Genomic DNA, 17,297 nt, shown 5'->3' on the forward strand with positions numbered 1-17,297 from the left:
GTAGCGCAGCGCGGGCAATGCTCCAAGCGCGCGCCTGAAATGCTGCGCCGCAGCACAGTACTCGCACGGTCGCCATGGCGCAATACCCGATATAGCGAAAATGCATATCTGCGGTTATCCACAATTGAGGCGGCCTGGCAATGGGCGGATGATCGCAGCATCAACCCGCAAGAGGAGACCACTCGTGAAAAAACCATTCTATAAAATCCTGTACGTACAGGTGCTGTTCGCCATCGTGGCCGGCGTGCTGCTGGGGGTGTTCTACCCTTCGAACGCCGTCGACATGAAACCGCTGGGCGACGGCTTTATCAAACTGATCAAGATGATCATCGCCCCGGTGATCTTCTGTACCGTGGTCTCCGGTATCGCCGGCATGCAGGACGTCAAGAAGATCGGCCGAGTGGGCGGCAAGGCGCTGCTGTACTTCGAAGTGGTCTCCACCTTCGCACTGGCCATCGGCTTGCTGGTCGCCAACATCCTCAAACCGGGTGCCGGCTTCAACGCCGATCCGGCCCACCTGGACGCCAAGTCGATCGCGCAATACACGCACGCCGAAGGCATGTCGACGGTCGACTTCGTGATGAACATCATCCCGAAGACCTTCGTTGACGCCTTCGCCAAGGGCGACATCCTGCAAGTGCTGTTGATCGCCATCCTGTTCGGTTTCTCGCTGTCCCTGCTGGGCGAGCGCGGCCGTCCGGTCACCAAGCTGATCGACGAGCTGTCGCATGCCATCTTCGGCATGGTCAACATCATCATGAAAGTCGCTCCCGTCGGCGCGTTCGGCGCGATGGCCTTTACCATCGGTAAATACGGCCTGGCTTCGCTGATCCCGCTGGCCAAGCTGATGGGTTCGTTCTACCTGACCTGCTTCCTGTTCGTCTTCGTCGTGCTGGGCCTGATCGCCAAGTACACGGGCTTCTCCATCGGCCGCTTCTTGCTGTACATCAAGGAAGAGCTGCTGATCGTGCTCGGTACCAGCTCGTCGGAATCGGCCCTGCCGGCCCTGATGAAAAAACTCGAACGCCTGGGCTGCTCCAAGCCAGTCGTCGGCCTGGTCGTGCCGACCGGCTACTCGTTCAACCTGGACGGCACCAATATCTACATGACCATGGCCGCCCTGTTCGTGGCGCAAGCCACCAACACGGAACTGACCATCTGGCAGGAACTGACCATCTTGGGCGTGGCGATGCTGACGTCGAAAGGCGCCTCCGGCATCACGGGCGCCGGCTTCATCACCCTGGCCGCGACCCTGGCCGTCGTGCCGACGATCCCCGTGGCCGGCATGGCGCTGATTCTGGGCATCGACCGCTTCATGAGCGAATGCCGCGCGCTGACCAATTTCGTCGGCAACGGCGTGGCCACCATCGTCGTGTCGAAATGGGAAAAGGAACTGGACATGGACAAGCTGCATAGCGAGCTGGCGAATCCCACCCACCCGACCGACGACGCGTATGTCGCCCCGGCCGTGAATATCGTCAAGTAAGCAGTACACTCCTTTGAAAGCCCCGCAGAGCGATCTGCGGGGCTTTTTTCATGGCGCGCGCAATTGATCACATCATCAACACACAGTAAATCATGCATCAATATTTACCACGATGATCAATGATTGAAAAACCATTACAGTACTGTCACCTGTTCGCCGCCAGGCTCGCGCATAATGACATTGCGTTAATGCAAGCCTGACACCGAACCATCCACCTTTGAATGGAGTACGTCATGTCCCTCTCGCCCGCCTTTTACGCCACCTGGAGCTCACGTTTGCTGGGCCTGCTGCGCATCATCCTCGGTTTCCTCTTCCTGCAACACGGCACGGCCAAGCTGTTCGGCGCGCCGCACGTGGCCATGTTCGATGGCTTGCAACTGTTTTCCGTGATGGGCGCGGCCGGCGTCATCGAACTGGTCGGCGGTACCTTGCTGCTGGTTGGCCTGTTCACGCGCCCCGTCGCTTTCATCCTGTCGGGCCAGATGGCGGCCGCCTATTTCATGGCGCATGCGCCAGCAGGTTTCCTGCCGATCCTGAACGGCGGCGAAATGGCCGTGATGTACTGCTTCACCTTCCTGTATTTCGCAGCAGCGGGCGCCGGCGCCTACAGCCTGGACGGGCTGCGCGGCAAGGCGGCCGCATAAAAAAGGGCGGACATCGCTGTCCGCCCTGCTTTCATACGACGATCCGCCGAGCTTACACGGCGGAGACGTCCAGCTCAGCGCCCGTGGCCGCCTGCACTTGTTCCTTGGTCACGCCCGGCGCCAGCTCCACCAGCTTCAAGCCGTTTTCCGTCACATCGATCACGCCCAGGTCGCTGATGATGACGTCGACCACGCCCACGCCCGTCAGCGGCAAGTCGCACTGCTTCAGCAGCTTGTGCGACGTCGTGCCATCCTTGGCCGTGGCCACGTGTTCCATCAGCACGACCACGCGCTTGACGCCGGCAACCAGGTCCATCGCGCCGCCCATGCCCTTGACCATTTTGCCTGGAATCATCCAGTTTGCCAGGTCGCCCTTTTCCGACACTTGCATGGCGCCCAGGATGGCCAGGTTGATCTTGCCGCCGCGGATCATGCCAAACGAATCGGCCGAGCTGAAGTAGGCGGCGCCGGGCAAGGCCGTCACCGTCTGTTTGCCCGCGTTGATCAGGTCGGCATCGACTTCCGCATCGGTGGGGAACGGGCCGATGCCCAGCAAGCCGTTTTCCGACTGCAGGAAAACTTCGATGTTCTCCGGCACATAGTTGGCCACCAGGGTCGGCAAGCCGATGCCCAGGTTCACATAAAAGCCATCCTGCAATTCCTTTGCCGCGCGCGCGGCCATCTCATCTCTCGTCCAAGCCATAATAATCTCCGTATTCTGTTTTATGCTTCAGTGCGCACGGTGCGCTGCTCGATGCGTTTTTCCGGGTTCGCGTTGACCACGATGCGGTGCACGAAGATGCTCGGCGTGTGGACCTGGTCCGGGTCGATCTCGCCCACTTCCACCAGTTTTTCCACTTCGACGATGGTGATCTTGCCGGCCATGGCCACGTTCGGGTTGAAATTGCGCGCCGTCTTGCGGTAGACCAAATTGCCTGCACGGTCGGCCATGTAGGCTTTGACCAGCGACACGTCGGCCACGAGGCTGCGCTCCATCACGTATTGCTCGCCGTCGAATTCGCGCAGTTCCTTGCCGTCGGCAACGATGGTGCCCACGCCCGCCTTGGTGAAGAAGGCGGGAATGCCGGCGCCGCCGGCGCGCAGTTTTTCAGCCAGAGTGCCTTGCGGCGTGAATTCCAGTTCCAGTTCGCCGGCCAGGTACTGGCGCGCGAATTCCTTGTTTTCACCCACGTAGGAGGCGATCATTTTCTTGATCTGGCGCGTGGTCAAGAGCTGGCCCAGGCCGAAGCCGTCCACGCCGGCGTTATTCGAAATGGCCGTCAGGCCCGTCACGCCCGAATCGCGCAAGGCGCCGATCAGGGCTTCGGGAATGCCGCACAGGCCGAAGCCGCCGACGGCGATGGTCTGGCCATCTTGGACGATACCGGCCAGCGCCGAGGCGGCGTCAGGATAAACTTTATTCATGGGTGTCCCTCTATCTTTTGTTAAGCTTTGATCTTGAGTCCATGACTCAGGCAGCGACTCAGCATAAAATACGCGAGTGGAAAGTACAATACCGTAGAACTACCGGCGCCGTGCCAGCAATCCCCCTGTGAGAGTGATACGTATCAGATGAACGCCGCGTCAGCCATCGATTATGAAAGCATCTTCCTGCACGCGCCCGTGGGCATGTGCATGTCGGAAAACCGTATCATGCGCAGCTGCAACGAAGCGCTGGCAGCCATGTTCGGCTATGCGCGCGCCCAGCTCGACGACCAGTCCTTCGAAGTACTCTACCCCACGCACGACGAATTCCTGCGCACGGGTGACCGCATCATCCCCATCATGAACGCCAAAGGCCGCTATTCGGACGAGCGCATCATGCGCCGCAGTAATGGGGAATTGTTCTGGTGCCACGTCACGGGCCACGCCATGCTGCCGAACAAACCGCTGGGAGCGGGCATCTGGACGTTCGAGGATGTCAGCGAGAAACGTCCCGTGACGGCGGAGCTGACCCCGCGCGAGCGCGAAATCGCCGCCCTGCTGGTGGAAGGCAAGACCAGCAAGGTCATCGCCCGCCAGATCGACCTCAGCCCCCGCACGGTGGAAATGCACCGCGCCAAGCTGATGCGCAAGTTCGCCGCATCGACGTCGTCGGAACTCGTGCACAAGCTGGTGGGGCTGCAGCTGCAGCGTTAGAAGGTACTCATTCCACCGTCTGCGGAAATGATGGCGCCGTTGATGAAATGCGAATCCTCGCCGGCCAGCAGCAGCAACAGGCCGTCGAGGTCTTCCGGCTTGCCCGGACGTTTATTCGGCAGCATTTCGATCAGCTTCTTGCCCTGCTCGGTGGCAAAGTAATCTTCATTGATTTCCGTGGAAATATAGCCGGGACAGATGGCGTTGGTGTTGATGCCATATTTCCCCCACTCCACGGCCATGGCGCGCGTCATGTGCACCATGCCCGCCTTGCTCATGCAGTACACGCCGATCTGCGGCAGCACCTGCAAGCCCGCCATCGAGGCGATATTGATGATGCGGTGCTGTTTCTTCGGGTCGCCCTTGGCGCGCGCGATCATGCGCTTGGCCGTTTGCTGGGCCACGAAGAACGATCCGCGCAGGTTGGTGTCCATCACGAACGAGTAATCTTCGGGCGTGACGTCGACCAGGCGTTGCGTGGTGGAGACACCGGAATTGTTGACGAGGATATCGATGGGGCCCGCTTCCGTTTCCGCATGCGCGATGGCCGACTTGATGCTGGCGAAGTCGGTCACGTCGAGCGACACCACGTGCGCGGCGCCGCCGTCCGCTTCGATCTCGGCGCGCAACTCCTTCAGGCGTTCGGTGCGGCGCGACGCCAGCACGACCTGTGCGCCGGCCTGGGCCAGCACTTTCGCAAAGCGCGCGCCGAGGCCGCTCGATGCGCCGGTAATCAGGGCAATCTTGCCCTCGAAATTGACTTCTATGCCCACGAGCTACTCCTGTTTTATTTTAGACAACACTTTACGCCGTGCCTATGGCAATCGGGCACATTCCCCCGCAGCGCACTCGAGCAAAAGTAAACGCCATCATTACACAAAATGGCCGGATTTAGATTGCGGCGAGGGGCAATGTCACGCAAAATGGCGCCAAAGTTGCAATCCTCGTCAAAAACAAGCACACTCGTGCTTAAATTTCCCCGATGATGCTTTATTCCCTATCCTTGCTACCTATTTAGTTACTAACAATCGAGACCATGACACAGCCTAATAACTTAGTTGAACAGTACGGACCGCGCGAAACCATGGAGTATGACGTGGTGATCGTCGGCGGTGGCCCCGCAGGCTTGGCCGCGGCGATCCGCCTGAAGCAGCTGGCCGCTGAAAAGAGCCAGGAAGTGTCCGTCTGCGTGCTGGAAAAAGGCGGCGAACTGGGCGCGCATATCCTGTCGGGCGCCATCATGGACCCGAAAGCGTTGACCGAACTGATTCCGAACTGGAAAGAACTGGGCGCGCCCCTGAACACGGAAGTGACGGAAGACCGCATCCTGTTCCTGACCGAAACGAAAGCGTATAAAACGCCGGGCTTCGCCGTGCCGGCCTGCTTTGAAAACCACGGCAACTACATCGTCTCGCTGGGCAATGTGGTGCGCTGGATGGGCCAGCAGGCGGAAAACCTGGGCGTGGAAATCTTCCCGGGCTTCCCTGCCGCGGAAATCCTCTACAACGACGACGGCTCCGTGAAAGGCGTGGCGACCGGCAACATGGGCGTCAAGCGCGACGGCGAACCGGGCCCCGACTTCCAGCTGGGCATGGAATTGCACGCCAAGTACACCCTGTTCGCCGAAGGCGCGCGCGGCCACCTGGGCAAGCAATTGATGGCCAAGTATGACTTGAACGCCGGCAAAGATCCCCAGTCATACGGTATCGGCATCAAGGAATTGTGGGAAATCGACCCGGCCCAGCACAAGCCGGGCCTGGTGATCCACTCGAGCGGCTGGCCGCTGGACACGAAAACCTATGGCGGCTCCTTCCTGTACCACCTGGAAAACAACCAGGTGATGGTCGGCTACGTGGTGGGCCTGAACTACGAAAACCCGTATTTGTCGCCGTACGAGGAATTCCAGCGCTATAAAACGCATCCGGAAATCCGCAAGTTCTTCGAAGGCGGCAAGCGTATTTCCTACGGCGCGCGCGCGATCGCGGCCGGCGGCCTGCAATCATTGCCGAAACTGGTGTTTGCCGGCGGCGCGCTGATCGGCTGCGATGCGGGCTTCCTGAACATGAGCCGCATCAAGGGCAGCCACGCGGCCATCAAGAGCGGCATGCTGGCGGCGGACGCGGCCTTCGGCGCGCTGGGCGAACAGCGCCAGCACGACGAACTGACGAGCTACCCTGTCGCGTTTGAACAATCGTGGCTGCATGAAGAGCTGCACGTGGCGCGCAACGTCAAGCCATGGCTGTCGAAGGGCCTGTACCTGGGCAGCCTGATGACGGGCATCGACCAGCTGATCTTCCGCGGCAAGGCGCCGTGGACGCTGCACCACTCGCATGGCGACCATGAATGCCTGAAACCGGCCGCCCAGTCGAAAAAGATCGTGTATCCGAAACCCGATGGCAAGCTGACGTTCGACAAGATGTCGTCCGTGTTCATTTCGAACACGAACCACGCGGAAGACCAGCCGATCCACCTGACGTTGAAGAACGCCAGCGTCCCGGTCGACGTCAACCTGGCCACGTATGCGGGTCCGGAAGCGCGTTACTGTCCTGCCGGCGTGTACGAATTCGTGAAAAACGACGACGGCGCCGAACGCCTGCAGATCAATGCGCAGAACTGCGTGCACTGTAAAACCTGCGACATCAAGGACCCGACGCAGAACATCGTGTGGGTGACACCTGAAGGCGGCGGCGGGCCGAATTATCCGAATATGTAAGTTGGCGATCAGCCGCCGGGGTGGCGGCTGTTGCCGCCTGCTTTAGCGGCAATATGACATTCGTTGCAACAACGGGGCTGGCCAGACGAGCCTGCCCCGCAGCTCCCCCGTTGCCGGCACCGCTGGCGCAAGACGCAGGCTAGCTTGCTACCTGGATAAAGAGTGCCCCACCCGAGAAAAAGGCGCAGGAAATGCGTGCAGCATGCTGGAACAGGAATTCATCCGTGGCGCGGCGCGGTCCGTCACCGTAAGCCCATGCATAGTCATCCATCACGATCCAGCCACCCGGTCTGACCAGATCGCACCAGGAGGCAATATCGGCCCGCACTTCGGCGTAGCCGTGGTTGCCATCGATATGCAGCAAGGCGATGTTGCCGCTGTACTCGGTCCGGCCAAAGGCCTCCGTCTCGACCACGTGATCCTGGCGGTATTCGAGCGCCGCCTCCACCGAGGGCAAGCGCAGATAATTCACCATGCCATTCGCATAGGGCAACAGGTTGAGCTGGAAGACGGTCAGCGCTTCACTGGCATCCCACGCAACGTTATCGATCAGGTCGCTCTTGTTTGCCTGCACCAGGTGCTCGCTCGTCCACGGATCGACGCACAGCAGCTTGCCCGTACCATGGCAACGCGCCAGCGAAGCGAGCACGAAGGCGGATTTCCCCCACCAGCTGCCCACTTCCACGACATCGCCTGCCGGGCAATAGCGGAAAACTTCGCACAAGGCACGTATCTTTTCCTGGTCGCACATGCCAGGGATGGTTTCGGCATGCCGGAACAGCGCGGCGATCTGAGTCGCGGCCGCCGGCGCCTGCTCGCCGCTGGCCGCCAGCCCGAATGGCTGCGCCAGCACCGCCTTGCCGAATGCAAGGGCACGCGCATACGGCGCCATTTCACTGGCGAGCGGCGCGCTGTTGACCAGCACCAGACCCGGGAAGTCGCGCTCCAGACGCCGCTGCAGGTAATCCCAGACGACGGGATTGGGCGTGTAGATGCTGCCGATATCATGGGCAGCAACGGCCTGCCGCAAGGCCTGGTCGAATTCCGGCGCGGTCACGTAGGGCAGCTGCACCCAGCGCGAGTAACGCTCGCGCGCAGGGTCGTGCCCGAGCGAAGACGAACCCACCACCTGCATGCCGTTCGCCAGGGCCTGGTCGAGGTAGGCCAGCGAGCGTGGCATGCCTGCGGGAAAAATCAATACGCGCTTATTTATAGTGTCCGCCTTTCCAATATTCATCGATAGCCAATCCAGACAGGGCTAGGCCTTGGGACGCGCGATCGCGTACACGTCCGCGCACATATCGGGATACTCGTTGCCCATGCGATACAGGCCTTCCAGCTGCGGCTCGCCGAGGATGCCGGAATCAATCATCTTGTCCATCTGGAAATCTGCCAGCGGCTTGAAGAAGATCCCGCCCAGCGCTACCACCTCGAAACCGGCAGTCTCAAGCTCACGGTTCAATGTCACGCGGTCGTAGACCCGGCGATGACCGCCACGCAGATCGTTCGGCGTCAGCTCATACAGGTCGTTGATCAGCCCCATGTGACGCGCGAGCTGGCGCGACATGGCGCGCGCATTCGGCACCGCCACGAGCAGGTGTCCGGTAGGCGACATCTGCGCCTTGACCTGCTTCAAGACCTGCTGCACATCCAGCAGATGTTCCAGCACGTGCGAGGCGAACACGGCCTCGTAAGGCTGCTCGGCAACATATTCCTCGAACAGGGAACAGAAAAAGCGCGCGTTGGGGATGTTGCGCGCCCGCGTTCTTTGCAGGAACAACTCGGAGGCATCGACGATGTCGAGCTGGTCGACCAGCGGCGCGATCAGTTCGGACATGTAGCCGATTTCGCAGCCCAGTTCCAGCGCGCGTCCCCTGTTGACATACGGCTTGAATACCCGCATTTCCAGATGGCGCATCAGTCTTTGCTGGCTCGAATCATCCGAGGTAATGTAGTTGGCCGCATAATTTTCCAGCAGCGTTTTTTCCTCATTCAAACCTGTTTGCATTTTCACTACTCCCTCTGCGCAATTATTCATTGTATGTTCATCCTCGCCAGACCAAAGCCGTGCCGTCCCATCTGATTGCCCAAGTAAAGCAGGTAGATTTCGCCATCCAGGGCAAACACGTGCGGGAAGCACACCATTTCCGAGTCCCAGCCCTCTTCGGACACGCTCAGTCCGGCCTTGCTGTCATCGCGTTCCCAGTGCAGCAGATCGTCCGACACCGCGTAGCCGAGCTTGTAGCCGCCGTCTTTCCCGTGATAATTCTCATGCGCCCGATAACAGAACAGCATGTGGTATTTGCCGCCAAACTCGAAGACGTCGGGACAGGCCTGGCATTCGTTGTCGCCGATCACGCACTCGACCAGGTCGCGATCTTCCTTCACCCAGTGCACCCCGTCGTCCGACGTAGCCATGCGGATGTGATACACAGGCTCCGCCCTGCGGCCCGTCTCCACCCACCGCTTGCCGGCGCTGTACCACATATGCCAGCGCGCGCCGAACTTGCGGACCCGCGGGGTCGTCAGGAAGAACGGTTCATTCGGGGTACAGGGCAAAAGTGGCCCTTGGCCCAGGCGACTGAAAGTGTTGCCGCCATCGCGGCTGACTGCGGCGCCGATATTGATAGTGAACGGTACCGATTCGCAACGGGTATAACCTACGTAGTAGGCCATCACGTCATCGTCGCGCGCCACCACCGACGTGAAATAGGCGCCGAATTCGTCAAACGTGCCGAGGCCGCCCAATTCCAGCAAAGGCTGCTCGCTGACGCCGACCAGTTCAAGCAGGTTGTCGCGCCGAAAATCGGCGTAGGCGGAAAGGCTGACATAATTCCCCTGCGCATCGGGGGGCGGACGGCAGGCGAAATACACGCGCACCACCTGGTCCATGACCACCACGGATGGCGCCTGGGAAAACTCTTTCATCCAGGGACGATCTCTCACTGTCGAGGGATCGAACATTTTCCCCAGCTTTTCCCACTTGAACATCGCTCGCTTCTCCCATCGCAAGTAGGGCCAGATCCACTCTGCGCCACCGTTGAGCCGCGCAAGAAAAATCTTGCCAGCGGACAAGATTATCGCATATTCCCTTGGGCAGGGAGGTGAAATCAGGCGCAATATGCAGCCCTGCGGCACCGCGCGTGGCGGCAACAGCACAGTTACTCAGGAGACATCGAGGCGCGGCTTCCGGCAAGCCCGCGAGCGCCAGGCAATATGGAAATGCCATGATTTGCCGCGCTTTGACCTTCCTGCAACAGCCAGTTTGCGCCGCAACACCATGTACGAATTAATTCTGCCCGGAAAGTTTCTCATAAGCACTTCCAACAGTTACAATTCCTGTTGCTAATTCTTTTCGATCACTTCCGTCCATGAACGCGTCCCCTGCTGCGGCATTGCACCTCAAAACTGAACAGCTTGCACGCCCATGGGCACGGGCGGCATCCAATATGAACATGCCTGGCCTGGCCAGGCACTTACCCGCACCATTCGGAGGCCACCATGCGGCATGACGCACTGAGCAAACCGCTATATGTCACGCAACCCGCGCTGCCGCCACTCGAGGATTTCCTGCCCTACCTGCAGGAAATCTGGGGAAACAAGATCCTGACGAATGGCGGGCCGTTCCATCAGCAACTGGAGCAGGCCCTGTGCGACTACCTCGGCGTCAAACATATCAGCCTGTTTACCAACGGCACGCTGGCCCTGATTACCGCCTTGCAGTCGCTGCGCATCACCGGCGAAGTCATCACCACGCCCTACTCGTTCGTGGCGACGGCCCACTCGTTGCTGTGGAATGGCATCAAGCCGGTATTTGTCGATATCGATCCGCACACCTTCAATCTGGATCCGGCCAAAATCGAGGCGGCCATTACGCCGCAGACCACCGCCATCATGCCGGTGCACTGCTACGGCCACCCTTGCGACGTCCAGCGCATACAGAAAATCGCGGACAATTACGGCCTGAAGGTCATCTACGACGCGGCCCATGCATTTGGCGTCCGGCACGCGCAAGGCAGCGTCCTCAATGACGGCGACCTGTCCGTACTGAGCTTTCACGCCACCAAGGTCTTCAATACCTTCGAGGGCGGCGCGATCATTTCGCCGGATGCCAAGACCAAGCAGCGTATTGACCATTTGAAAAATTTTGGCTTTGTCGATGAGACAACCGTCGTGGCGCCGGGCATTAACGGCAAAATGAGTGAAATCAATGCCGCCTTCGGCCTGCTGCAGCTCAAGAATATCGATACGACGCTTGCACAGCGCAAGGAAGTCGACGCGCGCTACCGCAGAAATCTGGCGCACGTGCGCGGCATCGACTGCATCAGCCCGCCGCCCAACGTCACCCCCAACCACGCGTATTTCCCGATACTCGTCAGGCCCGACTACCCGCTGAGCCGCGACGCCCTTTTCGAGAAATTGCGCGAGAGCAATATCTACGCGCGACGCTATTTCTATCCGCTCATCAGTGACTTCCCCATGTACCGCGGCATGCCTTCGGCAGCGCCGGCGAACCTGCCAGCAGCTCGCGTTGCCGCGGAGCAAGTGATTTGCCTGCCGCTGTATCCGACCTTGGAAACAGCACACATCGACGCCATCAGCGAGCTGATCGCGCAATATGGGGCGCCGCCGGCGCTGCTGCACGCCATATGAGAGTGGCCATCATGCAGCCGTATTTCCTGCCCTACATCGGCTATTTCCAGCTGATCGCGGCGGCGGACCTGTTTATTGTCTATGACAATATCAAATACACCAAGAAAGGCTGGATCAACCGCAATCGCATGCTGCTCAACGACGGGGATGCACTCTTCAGTGTGCCTCTGAAAAACGCTTCGGACCAGCTGGATGTCTGCGAGCGCGAGATTTCACCGCAGTTCGACGCGGAAAAACTGCTCAACCAGTTCAGGGGGGCGTACCGTCGCGCACCGTATCTGCGCGAAACCATGGCCCTGCTGGAAACCATCGTGCGCCACCCTGCCGTCAACCTGTTTGATTTCCTGCTGCACAGCCTGGTACAGACCTGCGGGCACCTTGGCATCACCACGCCTCTGCGGCGTTCGTCCGACATCGGCATCGACCATGCGCTCAAGGGGCAGGACAAGGTGCTGGCCCTGTGCCAGGCCACTGGCGCCGACCACTACATCAACCCCATTGGCGGCCTGCAACTGTATCGCGAGGCGGATTTCCTCGCCAAGGGCATTGCGCTGGAGTTCCTGCAGTCGCGCCTGCACCCCTACCCGCAGGGCGGGGGCGAATTCGTGCCGTGGTTATCCATTGTCGACGTGATGATGTTTACGTCGCCGGCGTCCTTGCAGGCGGCCATTCGCCAGCAGTTCGACATGACGCGGCCTACGGCGTGAAGCCAGAGGAATCAGCATGACAACCAATTCACTACATCAGGCGCGGGACATTCACGCCACGACGCCGGCAAGGCTGGCATCGCCATGGCGCGCCAACCTTGGCCAGCCAGTATCAAAAGGACATGACGCATGAACAAAGCCATGCAATGGAAAAAACTTGGCCACATATTCGATCCCGCCGAGCATGTGCTGGCAAACGACTGCAAGCAGTTTGCGCAGTCGCCGCAGGCACTGGTCTTCGACGACTTCGTGCGCATCTATTTTTCGACCCGCGCGGTCGATCCCGCGAATGGCAAATACCTGAGCCACATTTCCTACGTCGACATGCGCAAGGACCTGCGCACGGTCATCGGCGTTGCCGAGCATTCCGTCATCGCCCTTGGCGGCCTGGGCTGTTTCGATGAGCATGGCATTTTCCCGATGAGCGTCATGCGCCACGGCGACGCCGTGTATGGCTACACGTGCGGCTGGAACCGGCGCGTTTCTGTTTCCGTCGATACAGCCATCGGCCTGGCCATCAGCCACGACAATGGCTTGACGTTCGAGCGCATCGGTCCCGGCCCCGTGCTCGGCCCATCGCTGCACGAGCCCTGCCTGGTCGGCGATGGCTTCGTCAAGCACATCGACGGCGTCTTTCACATGTGGTACATCTTTGGCACAGGCTGGCGCCGCTACAGCGAGGACAGCGCGCCCGACCGAACCTACAAGATCGGCCATGCCACGTCCAGCGACGGCATCAACTGGACCAAGGAAGAAGCGCGCCAGATCATCGCGGACCGCCTCGGCGCCGATGAAAGCCAGGCACTGCCCACAGTGATCACCATTGACGGTCGCCACCACATGTTCTTCTGCTACCGGCAATCATCGGATTTCCGCGTGAACAGCGGGCGCGGCTATCGCATCGGCCACGCCTGGTCCGACGACCTGGCCAACTGGACACGCAACGACGAGCAGCCGGGCCTGGAAGGCACCGAGGGCGAGTGGGATAGCGACATGCAGTGCTATCCGCACGTGTTCGAGTGCGACGGCAACGTCTACCTGCTGTATAACGGCAACCAGTTCGGGCGCCATGGTTTCGGCCTGGCAAAGCTGGAACAATGAACACGCTACTCGACTTGCGCCGCGAGCACGCCTCGGCAGAAGAGATCGTCGCGCATTTTCTCGGCTGCGATGCGGCGTTCCTCGCACTCTTGCGTGCACGCGTCAATTTGCCCGACTACGCCAGCAAGCTGCACACGCGCGCGCTGCGCTTCGAAAACTGGTCCGGCACGCGGCTGGCCGGCTTGCTGGCCGTCTACCACGACGCAGCCGCAGGGACGGCTTACATCAGCAACGTCAGCGTGCTGAGCGAATTTTGCCGCCAGGGCATCGCCAGCCAGATGCTCACCGCCTGCCTTGCGCACGCGCGCCAGCTGGACCTGCGGGGCATCACGCTGGAAGTGGCAAGCGAGAACCAGGCCGCCATCGCGCTCTACCGCCGGCATGACTTTACTGCCCTGCCGGCAACGGATGGCCCGCGCTTGCGCATGCAGTGGCAATTCCAACATCGCTAGCAACAGGCCAGGCAGCGCCGCGCCCTGCTCATGTTTTGTTGCAAAACGGATGGGGCAAAAAAATTCCACACGGAAACTCTCCATTTCAATTCCTAGCAGTTACAATTCCCGCTGGCACACCTTCCTCCGACATCCATGAGCACCCATACCCCTGAAGCAGTGAACCTCGACGCTGAGCTGCAGCGCGCTATCGAACATCACCAGGCGGGGCGCCATGCGCAGGCCGAGGAGTTGTATCTGTCGATCGTCCAGGCGCAGCCCTACCATGCCATCGCCAACCACAATGTCGGCCTGCTGGCCGGGCAACTGGGCTTCCACGATGCGGCCCTGCCCTATTTGCGCACGGCACTATCGGTCAATCCGGACGAGGGCCAGTTCTGGATTTCCTACGCGAATGGCCTGCTGGCGGCGGAGCAGGTCGTACAAGGACTGGAGATCATTGAAAGCGCGATCCAGCGCGGACTCGACAACGCGGAGTCGCAGGCATTGCTGGCAAGGGCCAAAGCCGCGGTCGCGCAGCTGCCACAAACCCCGACGACAGAGGAAATGCAGCATGTAATTACCTTGTATAACGCCGGCCAGTACGCGCAACTGGAGAGCGCCACGCGCGCCCTGATCGCCAGCTATCCTGAATCAGGGTTCGCGTGGAGCGTTCTGGGTACGGCCTTGCAGCTGCAGGGCAAGGATGCGCTGGCGACCTTGCAGAAAACCGTGGCGCTCACACCGCACGATGCGGAAGCGCATGGCAATCTGGGTAATGCCTGGCAAGCTACAGGGCAATACGACCAAGCCATCGACTGTTATCTGCGGGCACTGGAAATCCAGCCTGACTTTGCCGAAGCACATGGCAACCTGGGCAGCGCACTGGTGGCGCTGGGACGACTGGACGAAGCGGCGCACGCATACCGCCAGGCCCTCGCCATCAATCCGGCCTATGCCATGGCGCATTTCAATCTGGGCAACACCCTCAAGTCGCTGGGCGACCTGGAAGGCGCCGTCGCCAGCTATCGCCAGGCGCTGGAGATCGTGCCCGGCGACGCGGAAATGCATGGCAACCTGGGCAATGCGCTGCAAGCCCTCGCGCAACTCGACGACGCGGCGGCCAGTTACCGGCACGCCGTCGCGCTGGCGCCGGACTATGCCATGGCGCACAGCAACCTCGGCGCCACCTTGCAAGACCTGGAACAACTCGATGACGCCCTGGCCAGTCATGCCACAGCGGTCCGCCTCGATGCCGGCAATGCCGCTTTTCAGAATAGCCTGGGACTGTGCCTGAGGGCACTGGAACGGCAGGAAGAGGCGCTCGACGCCTTCCAGCGCGCACATGACAGCAACCCCACGGACATCGGCATCTGCACCAATCTGGGCGGCACACTGCTGGCGCTGGACCGCAAGACGCAGGCACTGGAAATCTACCAGGCCCTGGTGGAACTGGATGCGGAAAATGCCCTCAACTATAACAATCTGGGCCTGATTCTGCTGGAGCTGGCACGCCTGGACGAAGCCATTGCCATGCATCGCAAGGCGCTGCAGCTGGACCCCGCTTATGGCAAGACCCTGCTGCACCTGGCCGACGCCCTGACTGCCGCGCGCGACTTCGACGGCGCGGTCGATTGCCAACGCCAGGCGCTGGCGCTGGATCCGCAGTCGGCCGACTTGCACAACCGGCTCGGCATCGCCCTGCAAAAAGCCAAATGCTATGACGAAGCACTGCTCGTGTACGCCAAGGCACTCGAATTTGACACCGGGCATGCTATCGTGCATAGCAATATCGGCGCCGTCCTGCATGACCAGAAGCACCACGAAGAGGCGCTGGAGGAATACCGCAAGGCGATCGCGCTCGACCCCGGCTTTGCCGCCGCCCACCTGAACATGGGCATCGCGCATCGCATGCTGAGCCAGTATGACGAGGCCATCGCCGCGTTCAACCAGGCGATCGCGCTCAAGCCTGCCTATCTGGAGGCGCATGCCAGCCTGGGCGCCACCTTGTGCGAAAAAGGCATGCTGCAGGAAGCCATCGCCAGTTGCCGGGCCGCCCTGGCCATCGATCCGCAATGCGCCCCCGTGTACAGCAACCTGCTGTTTTGCCTGACGCACCTGGATTACCCCGATCCGGCCCTGCTGTTTGCGGAACACCAGAAATTTGCCGACCTATTCGAAACGCCGCTGCGCGCCAGCTGGCCGCAACATCGCAATGACCGTGATCCGGAGCGGGTGCTCAAGGTGGGCTTTGTCTCGGGTGACTTCAATAACCACGCGGTGGCCAATTTTGTCCTGCCCATCTTCCATCACCTGAGCTCCTCACCGCGTGTCGTGATGTATGGTTATTACACCAATGTGCTCGAGGATGACTGCACCGCGCGCATCCGCGAACTGCTGCACCATTGGCGCCCAGTGAATCACCTCAGCAATACCGAGCTGGCGGCGCGGATTGAAAACGACGAAATCGATATCCTGATCGACCTGTCGGGCCATACCGGCATTAACCGCTTGCTGGCCTTTGCCCACAAACCGGCACCTGTGCAGGCAAGCTGGATGGGCTACCCTGGCACCACCGGCCTGCAAGCCATCGATTACTTCCTGTGCGACCGCTTTTACTTGCCGCCTGGCGAGATGGAAAAGCAGTTCAGCGAAGCCATCGCCTATCTACCGGCTGCCGCGCCGTTCCTGCCGTCCGCGATGTCGCCACCCGTGAATGCCCTGCCCGCGTTGCAGAACGGCTACATGACCTTTGGCAGCTTCAACCGGCCGAACAAACTCAGCCGCGAAGTGATCGCCGCCTGGGCGCAACTGCTGCGCGCCGTACCCACCGCACGCATGCTGATGGGTGCCATGCCGAAAAGCGGCACCTTCGACACCTATATCGACTGGTTCGCCAGCGAGGGCATCGCGCGCGAGCGCCTCGAATTCCATCCGCGCACCTCGACCGAGGAATATTTGCATTTGCATCACAAAGTCGACCTGTGTCTCGACACCTTCCCGTATACGGGCGGCACCACCACCATGCATGCCCTGTGGATGGGCGTGCCCACGCTGACCATTCCGGGCAACACCTTGCCGGGCAGGGTCACGGCGTGCGCCCTCAGCCACATGGGCCTGAACGCCTTCATCGCGCGCGACACCGATGATTTCGTGGCCAAGGGCACGTATATCGCCAACGATCCGTCGCTGCTGGCCAACATCCGCAGCAATTTGCGCCAACTGATTGAAAATTCGGCCATGGGCCGCTCGGAAGTCATCGCCGCCGGCTTCGAAGGCGCCATGCGTGCCATGTGGCACCGCTGGTGCGAGGGCAAGGCAGCGGCCAGCTTCGAGATTGAACTGGACACGCAAGCGGACGCGGCATGATTGTGCCCTGCCACATAAATATTTCCAGAAAGCATTTAATAAAGAAGCGCTAAT

At 60.6% G+C, this 17,297-nt stretch carries 15 protein-coding genes; 9 read left to right on the top strand and 6 right to left on the bottom strand.

Translation table 11 applies throughout. The annotated features are described in order from the left end of the window. Positions 1–148: 148 nt before the first annotated feature. A complete protein-coding gene (locus ACPJXG_RS16300; RefSeq protein WP_425251700.1) occupies positions 149–1,486 on the top strand; it encodes a dicarboxylate/amino acid:cation symporter in 1,338 nt (445 codons plus the stop codon). 233 nt (positions 1,487–1,719) lie between these two features. After that, positions 1,720–2,130: a DoxX family protein gene (locus ACPJXG_RS16305; RefSeq protein ID WP_425251701.1), complete on the top strand. Its 411-nt coding sequence runs from the start codon at positions 1,720–1,722 to the stop codon at positions 2,128–2,130. Positions 2,131–2,182: 52 nt separating this feature from the next. Here ACPJXG_RS16305 and ACPJXG_RS16310 read toward each other — a convergent pair whose 3' ends face one another. Together ACPJXG_RS16310 and ACPJXG_RS16315 are read right to left on the bottom strand one after the other, a co-directional pair. Continuing rightward, on the bottom strand, positions 2,183–2,833 hold the full coding sequence (locus tag ACPJXG_RS16310; protein WP_035818065.1) for a CoA transferase subunit B: 651 nt from the start codon (positions 2,831–2,833) through the stop codon (positions 2,183–2,185). A 20-nt stretch (positions 2,834–2,853) separates the two neighbouring features. Further along, entirely contained in the window at positions 2,854–3,555 is a 702-nt protein-coding gene (locus ACPJXG_RS16315; protein ID WP_425251702.1) for a CoA transferase subunit A, read from the bottom strand. 147 nt (positions 3,556–3,702) lie between these two features. Between ACPJXG_RS16315 and ACPJXG_RS16320 the strand changes: the two genes are divergently transcribed. Then, entirely contained in the window at positions 3,703–4,269 is a 567-nt protein-coding gene (locus ACPJXG_RS16320) for a LuxR C-terminal-related transcriptional regulator (RefSeq protein ID WP_035818062.1), read from the top strand. On the opposite strand, the gene ACPJXG_RS16325 is transcribed toward ACPJXG_RS16320, so the two are convergent. After that, positions 4,266–5,042 (bottom strand): SDR family oxidoreductase, encoded by a 777-nt coding sequence (locus ACPJXG_RS16325; RefSeq protein ID WP_034752351.1) that lies wholly within the window; start codon positions 5,040–5,042, stop codon positions 4,266–4,268. The genes ACPJXG_RS16320 and ACPJXG_RS16325 overlap by 4 nt on opposite strands. Before the next feature lie 263 nt (positions 5,043–5,305). Between ACPJXG_RS16325 and ACPJXG_RS16330 the strand changes: the two genes are divergently transcribed. Beyond that, positions 5,306–6,982, top strand: a complete 1,677-nt coding sequence (locus tag ACPJXG_RS16330; RefSeq protein ID WP_174718100.1) for an electron transfer flavoprotein-ubiquinone oxidoreductase — start codon at positions 5,306–5,308, stop codon at positions 6,980–6,982. A 139-nt stretch (positions 6,983–7,121) separates the two neighbouring features. Here ACPJXG_RS16330 and ACPJXG_RS16335 read toward each other — a convergent pair whose 3' ends face one another. Genes ACPJXG_RS16335 through ACPJXG_RS16345 form a run of 3 tightly spaced genes read right to left on the bottom strand, consistent with a single transcriptional unit; the run spans position 7,122 to position 9,973 of the window. Then, complete coding sequence (locus ACPJXG_RS16335; protein WP_425251703.1) at positions 7,122–8,180, bottom strand: class I SAM-dependent methyltransferase; 1,059 nt, start codon at positions 8,178–8,180, stop codon at positions 7,122–7,124. Between the two features lie 60 nt (positions 8,181–8,240). Beyond that, positions 8,241–8,990, bottom strand: a complete 750-nt coding sequence (locus tag ACPJXG_RS16340; RefSeq protein ID WP_402721055.1) for a class I SAM-dependent methyltransferase — start codon at positions 8,988–8,990, stop codon at positions 8,241–8,243. A 26-nt stretch (positions 8,991–9,016) separates the two neighbouring features. Beyond that, complete coding sequence (locus ACPJXG_RS16345; RefSeq protein ID WP_099402292.1) at positions 9,017–9,973, bottom strand: glycosylase; 957 nt, start codon at positions 9,971–9,973, stop codon at positions 9,017–9,019. Positions 9,974–10,483: 510 nt separating this feature from the next. Between ACPJXG_RS16345 and ACPJXG_RS16350 the strand changes: the two genes are divergently transcribed. From ACPJXG_RS16350 to ACPJXG_RS16370, 5 genes are all read left to right on the top strand, one after another. Then, the gene (locus tag ACPJXG_RS16350) at positions 10,484–11,635 is read left to right on the top strand and encodes a DegT/DnrJ/EryC1/StrS family aminotransferase (RefSeq protein ID WP_099402293.1); all 1,152 of its coding nucleotides are present in this window, start codon (positions 10,484–10,486) and stop codon (positions 11,633–11,635) included. Next, a complete protein-coding gene (locus tag ACPJXG_RS16355; RefSeq protein WP_425251704.1) occupies positions 11,632–12,342 on the top strand; it encodes a WbqC family protein in 711 nt (236 codons plus the stop codon). Before ACPJXG_RS16350 ends, ACPJXG_RS16355 begins: the two co-directional genes overlap by 4 nt. Positions 12,343–12,471: 129 nt before the next feature. Continuing rightward, positions 12,472–13,443 carry a hypothetical protein gene (locus tag ACPJXG_RS16360; RefSeq protein WP_425251705.1) on the top strand — a complete coding sequence of 324 codons (972 nt, stop codon included), beginning with the start codon at positions 12,472–12,474 and terminating at the stop codon, positions 13,441–13,443. Then, positions 13,440–13,895 carry a GNAT family N-acetyltransferase gene (locus tag ACPJXG_RS16365; protein WP_425251706.1) on the top strand — a complete coding sequence of 152 codons (456 nt, stop codon included), beginning with the start codon at positions 13,440–13,442 and terminating at the stop codon, positions 13,893–13,895. Before ACPJXG_RS16360 ends, ACPJXG_RS16365 begins: the two co-directional genes overlap by 4 nt. A gap of 135 nt (positions 13,896–14,030) precedes the next feature. Then, a complete protein-coding gene (locus tag ACPJXG_RS16370; RefSeq protein ID WP_425251707.1) occupies positions 14,031–17,243 on the top strand; it encodes a tetratricopeptide repeat protein in 3,213 nt (1,070 codons plus the stop codon). Positions 17,244–17,297 lie beyond the last annotated feature (54 nt).

Source organism: Janthinobacterium sp. NFX145, assembly GCF_049810325.1.
Taxonomy (GTDB): Bacteria; Pseudomonadota; Gammaproteobacteria; order Burkholderiales; family Burkholderiaceae_D; genus Janthinobacterium; species Janthinobacterium rivuli.